3 protein-coding genes are annotated in these 7,094 nt (G+C 60.1%); 1 reads left to right on the plus strand and 2 read right to left on the minus strand.

The window, feature by feature from the left end; translation table 11 throughout:
- Positions 1-18 precede the first annotated feature (18 nt).
- A complete protein-coding gene (locus NW842_RS10655; RefSeq protein WP_414418006.1) occupies positions 19-5,073 on the plus strand; it encodes a DEAD/DEAH box helicase in 5,055 nt (1,684 codons plus the stop codon).
- Between the two features lie 8 nt (positions 5,074-5,081).
- On the opposite strand, the gene NW842_RS10660 is transcribed toward NW842_RS10655, so the two are convergent.
- Positions 5,082-5,897, minus strand: a complete 816-nt coding sequence (locus NW842_RS10660; protein WP_414355720.1) for an ABC transporter permease — start codon at positions 5,895-5,897, stop codon at positions 5,082-5,084.
- A gap of 82 nt (positions 5,898-5,979) precedes the next feature.
- Positions 5,980-6,858: a phytoene synthase gene (locus tag NW842_RS10665; RefSeq protein ID WP_414373662.1), complete on the minus strand. Its 879-nt coding sequence runs from the start codon at positions 6,856-6,858 to the stop codon at positions 5,980-5,982.
- Between the last annotated feature and the right edge of the window lie 236 nt (positions 6,859-7,094).

Consider the following 7,094-nt stretch of genomic DNA (forward strand, 5'->3'; position numbering starts at 1 on the left):
GCCTTAAGGGCAGATTCGATGTCCACCATCTTTGATCTCCACGCCACTGTTCTGGACGACTATCGCGATTTTGTCCGCTCCTTTTTTCTCATTGGCGACCAACGGGCGCAAGCCTTTGTGAATCAAGCTCTAGAGGAAGGGATCCACCTCTGGCCAGAGCCTCTCATCCAGCTAAGCCCTGTTTATGTGCCCGGCCCAACCGTTGACGAGCTGGCCGAGGCCGGGCGCATTGCCCAAGAAACAGCCCACATTTTCCGCCTTGAAGATGGCAGGCCCTTTCGCCTCTACCGCCACCAGGAGGAGGCCATCGAGAAAGCTCTGGCCGGGGAAAGCTTTGTGGTTACCAGCGGCACCGGCTCCGGCAAAAGCCTTTGCTACTTCCTGCCCATTCTCGACAACTGGATCCGCCAGGGGGGATCCCGTCATCAGGTGGTGGCCATTGTGGTCTACCCCATGAATGCCTTGGTGAACTCTCAATACCAGTCTTTGCAAGCCCTGTGCGAGCGGTACGAGCGCAACTACCATCGCCCTTTTCCGGTGCGCTTTGCCAGATACACCGGGGAAACTTCGGAAAACGAACGAGACCAGCTACGGCGGGATCCACCTCAAATTCTGCTCACCAACTATGTGATGGCAGAACTCCTCCTGGTTCGTCCTGAAGATCAGCGGTTTTTGAATCCCGAGATGGGAGGGCTGCGCTTTCTGGTCTTTGACGAGCTGCACACCTACCGGGGTCGGCAAGGGGCGGATGTGGCCATGCTGGTTCGCCGCCTAAAAGGACGCTGTGGGGCCAAGAACTTGGTGCATATTGGCACCAGCGCCACCATGATCTCCCGACCAGAAGCCGACGCCCAGGAGCGCCGCCAGACTGTAGCCGCCTTTGCCAGCCGCTTTTTCGGCCATCCCTTTGGGCCGGAGCACGTCATTGAGGAAACCCTGGCCCCCCTCACCGAGGGCGGCCCACCCACGGTGGCAGAGCTGAAGAGCGCCCTGGACTTGCCTTGGCCTACAAACCAGGCCGATCTGCGCCGCCATCCCCTGATGCGCTGGCTAGAGTATGAGCTGGGCCTGGAGCAAAGTCCCGATGGCAGCTTCAGGCGCCGCGTGCCCAGGGAGCTTTCCAAGGTAGCCGCCCAACTGGCCGAGGTGGCCGCCAGGGATCCCGCAACCTGCGCCAAATCCCTGCGCCAGTTTCTGGCCCATGCCAGCAGCCTCAAAGAGGGCAGCACTTGGGGAGTCGCCTTCAAGCTGCACCAGTTTATCTCCCAGGGCCGCACCCTGTACGCCACCTTGGAGAGCCGGGAAAAGCGGCAATTTTCCCTGGAAGGGCAAATGCAAGCTGGGGAAGGGAAGCTGTTTTTCCCCGTCAAGTTCTGCCGCCAGTGCGGGCACGACTATTACCATGTCTTGAAGGCAAGGGGGCAGTTTTTGCCCTATCCCATCGGAGAAGAGATGGAGGAGGCTGAAGACCAGCAAGCCGGCTACCTGAGCCTGGATCCCGTTGAAAACGAGTGGTCGCCAGAGCAGATCCCTGAAGATTGGTACACCCCTGAGGGCAGGCTCAAGCCCAACTGGAAAAGCCGCGTCCCCCAAGCAGTCTGGGTGCGCCCCGACGGATCCTTTTCCGAGCAACCCCAGGCGGAGGCCCAGAAGATGTGGTGGCAGCCCCAGCCTTTTTCCCTCTGCTTGGCCTGCGGCGAGTACTACACCGCCCGCGAGCGGGAGTTTGTCAAGCTGGCTTCCCTCTCCAGCGAAGGCCGCTCCAGCGCCACCACCACCCTTGCCACCTCTCTGTTGCGCCATACGGCCCAGACGCAAGCGGCTCGCGACAAGCTTCTGACTTTTACTGACAATCGCCAAGATGCCTCGCTACAAGCCGGCCACTTCAACGACTTTGTCCATGTGGCCCTCCTGCGGGCCTCGCTATATGCCGCCCTGCAGCAGAAAAAAGAGTTGGGCTTCGCTGAAGTGGCCCGAGAAGTAGTGCGGGCCTCAGGTCTTAGCCTTGCTGACATTGCCCAGAACCCCTCCTTGGATCCCCAGTCTTCCCTTGCTCAGGACGTTTGGCAGACCTTTACAGACCTGACAGAATACCGTCTCTACGAAGATCTGCGGCGCGGCTGGCGGGTCACCCATCCCAACCTGGAACAGGTGGGGCTGCTGAAAATCGAATACCGCGGGCTCAAAGAGCTTTGCCAAAGCCCTGCCCTGGCTTCCCTTCACCCCTGGTTTGGCCAAGCAACCGTTGGCGAGCGAGAGGGCCTGCTGCGGGCCGTATTGGATCAGTTTCGGCGGAAATTGGCCATCGATGTCCGTCTGCTCGAGAAAGAACCCCAGAGAACGCTGCGCCGGCGGGCCGAGCAACATCTCAACGAGTTTTGGGGCCTAGAGGAGCATGACGAACTGCGGACGGCTAGCTACTTTGTTCGCCAGAGCCAGTCCCGGCAGGACTTGCAAGTTCATAGCTTGGGCCCCCGCAGCGCTATTGGGCGTTTTCTCATCAAGTATCTCGAGCTGACCAGAGAAGCTTACGACGAGCTTCTGGGATCCCTTCTCTCTTTGCTGGTCGGCTATGGCCTGTTGAGATCTCACCAGAGAAATGGCCAAGAAGCCCATCAACTGGATGCCGGATGTCTCCTCTGGTGCTTGGGAGATGAATCTGCCCCCCTTGCGGATCCCTTGTATTCCCGCCGCGCTCGGCAGGAGGGCTACGCTGCCCCCTCCCGCTCTGTCAACTTCTTCTTCCAACGCCTGTATCGAACTGGAGCAGTAGGGCTGGGATCCCTGGAGGCTAGGGAGCACACTGCCCAAGTGGTTCGGCCAGGAGAGCGGGAGCAGCGAGAAAGGCGCTTTCGCGGGGAGGATCAAGCTCGACGCCTTCCCTATTTGGTGTGCTCGCCAACCCTGGAGTTGGGGGTCGATATTGCCGATTTGGATCTGGTACATCTGCGCAACGTCCCTCCAACGCCGGCCAACTACGCTCAGCGCAGTGGACGCGCAGGCCGCCAGGGGCAACCGGGGCTAATCGTAACGTATTGCAGTGCTTTCAACAGCCACGACCAGTACTACTTCCGCCGCCGCGCCGAGATGGTGGCCGGTCGAGTGCGACCTCCCCGCCTGGATTTGGCCAACGAGTCCCTAGTGCGGGCTCACATCCACGCCGTTTGGCTGGCCCGCGTGCGCCTGCCTCTGGGCAATTCCATCGAAACCGTCATTGACTTGGATCATCGGGAAGAGCTGCCCCTCAGAGAGATGGTGGCCCAGCAAATCCAACTAGGGGAGGCCGCCCGGCGAGAAGTGGAGGAGCAAGTGCAGGAGCTGCTGGCCGCCGACCGGGAACTCCTAGACAGAAGTGGCTGGTTTAACAAGCGCTGGATCCGGCAGGTTATTGAAGAGGCGCCACGCGAGTTTGACCGGGCCTTTAACCGCTGGCGGGAGCTGTATCGGGCCGCCACCCAACAGTTGGAAGCTGCTCACCAAGAGCTCCAAACAGCTCGCCAAAGGAAAAGCCAGCAGAAAGCTGAGCGCCGCCAGCAAGAAGCCCTGCGCCAGCGCAACTTGCTGTTACAGATCGATACCCAGCGGGAGGAAGGTGACTTTTACCCCTACCGCTATCTGGCCAGCGAGGGGTTCCTCCCTGGCTACAACTTTCCGGCCTTGCCTGTCCGGGCCTGGGTGCCCCGCGGCAGCGAAGGGGAGTTTATCGCCCGACCCCGGTTTTTGGCCGTTCGGGAGTTCGCACCCCACAACTTCCTCTACCACGAAGGCTGCCAGTGGGAATCGGTGGCTTTTCAGGCTCCGCCCGGCGGCCTGGAGGAGCGCAAAAGTACTCAAAAGCTCTGCTTGAGTTGTGGAGCTTTTGCGGATCCCTGCCTGGATTGCTGCCCCGTCTGCGGCACCCAGTTCGATGGGCAAAACAGCCGGCTGACCCATCTCCTCGAAATGCCCAACGTGCGCATGCAGCGCCGGGATCGCATCACAGCCGATGAAGAAGAACGGCGGCGGCGGGGATATGAGCTGCAGACCTTCTTTCAGCTTGCTCCCAAAAGTTCCGGCTACCGCGTTCAAGCAGCCGATGTCCTAAGGGGGCAAACCCAACTGCTTCACTTGCGCTATGCCCCAGCCGCCACTCTGCTGCGTATTAACTACGGCTGGCGAGGGAGTGGAGGGCAGGGCTTTCTGGTCAACTTTGACACTGGCGAAGTTCTCTCTCGAACTCAGATCCAGCAGAGCAGAACTGGCTCTTCCGACCCAACACGTTTGCAGCGCGTCTGCCTGGCGGTGCGCAGTACTCAAAACCTGTTGCTGGTGCGCCTGGTTCAACCAGGTCTAGGGGATCCCCAGACCTTGGAGACCAGCCTGCGCTACGCCCTTAAGCGGGGGATCGAAGAGACTTTCGAGCTGGAGGAGTCGGAGCTAGCCGCCGAGTCCATTGGCCAGGGATCCCATCGGGCTATTCTCCTCTATGAGACGGCAGAAGGAGGAGCCGGCGTCCTGCGTCGGCTGGTGGAGGAGCCAGAGGCTCTTGCGGAGGTGGCTCAGGCGTCTCTGGAGATCTGCCACTTCAGACTTTCAGAGGCCGGGGTTCAAGATCTCCGGCCTGAGTGCCGGGCAGCCTGCTATGAGTGCCTGCTGAGCTATGCCAACCAGAGGGAAGCGCTGGAGCTTGACCGATACAAGATTCGGGATCTTTTGGGTGAGCTGGCCCACAGTCGCACTGACCCAGGCAGCTCCCGACAAGAGCACTTGGATTGGCTACGCCAGCTCGTTGACCCTCGGTCTGAACTGGAGCGCAGGTTTCTCGAGGCGCTGGCAGAAGGAGGGTATCGATTGCCTGACGATGCCCAGAAGTCCATCAGTGAGCCCCGCTGTGTTGTCGATTTCTTCTATGACCCCAATATCTGCGTCTTTTGTGATGGCGCAGTCCACGATGAGCCAACTCGAGCCGAGCAGGATCGCCAACTGCGGGCTCAGCTCCTAGAAGGCGGCTACCGCGTGATTGTCCTGCGCTACGACCAGAATCTTCAGGAGCAACTGGCTCGCTATCCAGAAGTGTTTGGCCAGGGGAACTGAGAAAACCCTCAGTCCTGCTGGTGGGAAAATTGATAAGCGCCCACAAAGGCCAAGATCACCGCCAAGCTGCCCAAAACCCCAACCGTGTACCAGGGAAACTGGGAGAGGGGCTGATAGGCAGCCGCCCGCATGCCGATGCTGGCGTAGGAGAGGGGCAGGCAGTAGACCAGCACCTGCAGGTAGGTTGGCAACTGGGCGGGATCGAAAAAGGTGGCCCCCAGAAAAGACATGGGGGTAATCAAAAAGTTGGTGAGCACTCCCACACTCTCCAGGCTGGGCACCTTCAACCCGGCAATCACTCCAATGCCGGCAAAAACGGCACAATTGAGCAGCAGAATCAACAGCGATAGAGGGTGGAGAAGGCCCCAAGCGCCGGTGCCCAGCACCCCCACCGCCAAGACGCCCAGGGCTGTCAGCAGGCCGCGGGCAATGCCCGCCAGTACCTTGCCCAGATGTAAGGACAGCGGGTGAACCGGCAGGAGCAACAGTTCTTCAAAGCTTTTGGTGAAGAGCCGGGATCCACAGATGGAGAAGGTGGTGCCGGCAAAGCTGATGGTCATGGCGGAAAGGGCCACCATCCCCGGCAAAATAAAGCGCAGGTAGGAGCCTGCCGCCGTGGATCCCACCACATCGGCCAGAGCCTCTGAACGCAGGGATCCCCCCAAGCCCACCCCAAAGGCGACAATGTAGATGAGGGGGGCCACCAGACCTGAGGCCACCACCTGCCAAACTCGCCCCCGCAGATCCAGCCAGTCCCGCCAGAAGATGGTTAAACTGTCTTCCCAAATTTGCTGATAGGGTAGGGTCAGGGCACGGTTCACCATACGTTTTCCTCGCCGTTCACGGGTTTTGGGCTTGCCGTCTTGTGTCCGATTTTCTGCCACCACTCCGGTTGGGCACCGTTGGCTAATAGCCGTAGTAGTTGGAACGCCACCAAGCCACCGGCAGCGCCAACGCCTTGCTTAGGGTGGATACGTAGGCGCGAGTGCGAAAAACCTGGTAGTGGTTGCGCTCGATGGCGTTGAGGATCTGCCGGTAGAGCATCAGAGAAGCGGCCACCGGCCAGCGGGAGTCGGGTTGCAGGGTGGGGATCCCCCGTTCGGCCTGGGCGTAGAGCTGTCTGGCCCGTTGGATCTCGTAGTCCATTAGAGCCATCCAGCGCTCGTCGATAACATAGTCAAACAAATCCCGCTCAGAGTAGTTGAAGCGGCGCAGATCTTCGAGGGGGATGTAGATCCGTCCGCGGCGGGCATCTTCCCCCACATCCCGCAAAATGTTGGTGAGCTGCATGGCGATCCCCAAGGCCACCGCCTCTTCGCGGCCATCCCGGCCCGGCACAAATCCCATGATCTCCGAGCACATCAGGCCCACCACCCCGGCCACGCGGTAGCAGTAGACGCGCAGATCTTCCCAGGTGGCGTAGCGCCGCGTATCCAAGTCCATGCTCTGCCCCAGCAACATCTCGCGAAACGGCTCGATGGAGAGGCGGTAGGCGCGGATGGTGTGGATAAGGGCCAGGTCGGTGGCAACCTGAGGCTCACCCCCCTGGAACAGGGACTCCAGATGGGATCCCCACTGCTCCAACTTGCTGCGGGTGACCTCCACCTCTGCCTGGCTGGCCTCTAGCCCATCCAACAACTCGTCCGTTTGCCGCAGCCAAGCATAGATCGCCCAGATGGCCCGCCGTTTGGGTCGGGGCAAGAGCAGGGATCCCAAGTAAAATGTCTTGGCGTGCTTGGCCGTGATCTGGCGACAGAGGGCAAAAGATTGCTCAAGCGGACTCATCTGGCTGATCTCCAGGGGCGCAGGGCCAGGATAGAGAAGGAAGGGAAACGGCGAGGGCACATATCAACACTACGGGAAAGCGGACGCCGTGGATAGCCCAGAAGAGGTTATGGGGGAAGGGATTCAAAGGATCTTATTAAAGAGGCCGACGGCGGAGAGCTAGGTTGTGTTGATCTTTCATTTGAGCCAAAAGAGAGCACTGACGAGATAGAGAAAACTCAAGAAGTTCCTGGCCA

It is taken from the genome of Synechococcus sp. R55.4 (assembly GCF_047461935.1).
In the GTDB taxonomy this organism is placed as follows: Bacteria; Cyanobacteriota; Cyanobacteriia; order Thermostichales; family Thermostichaceae; genus Thermostichus.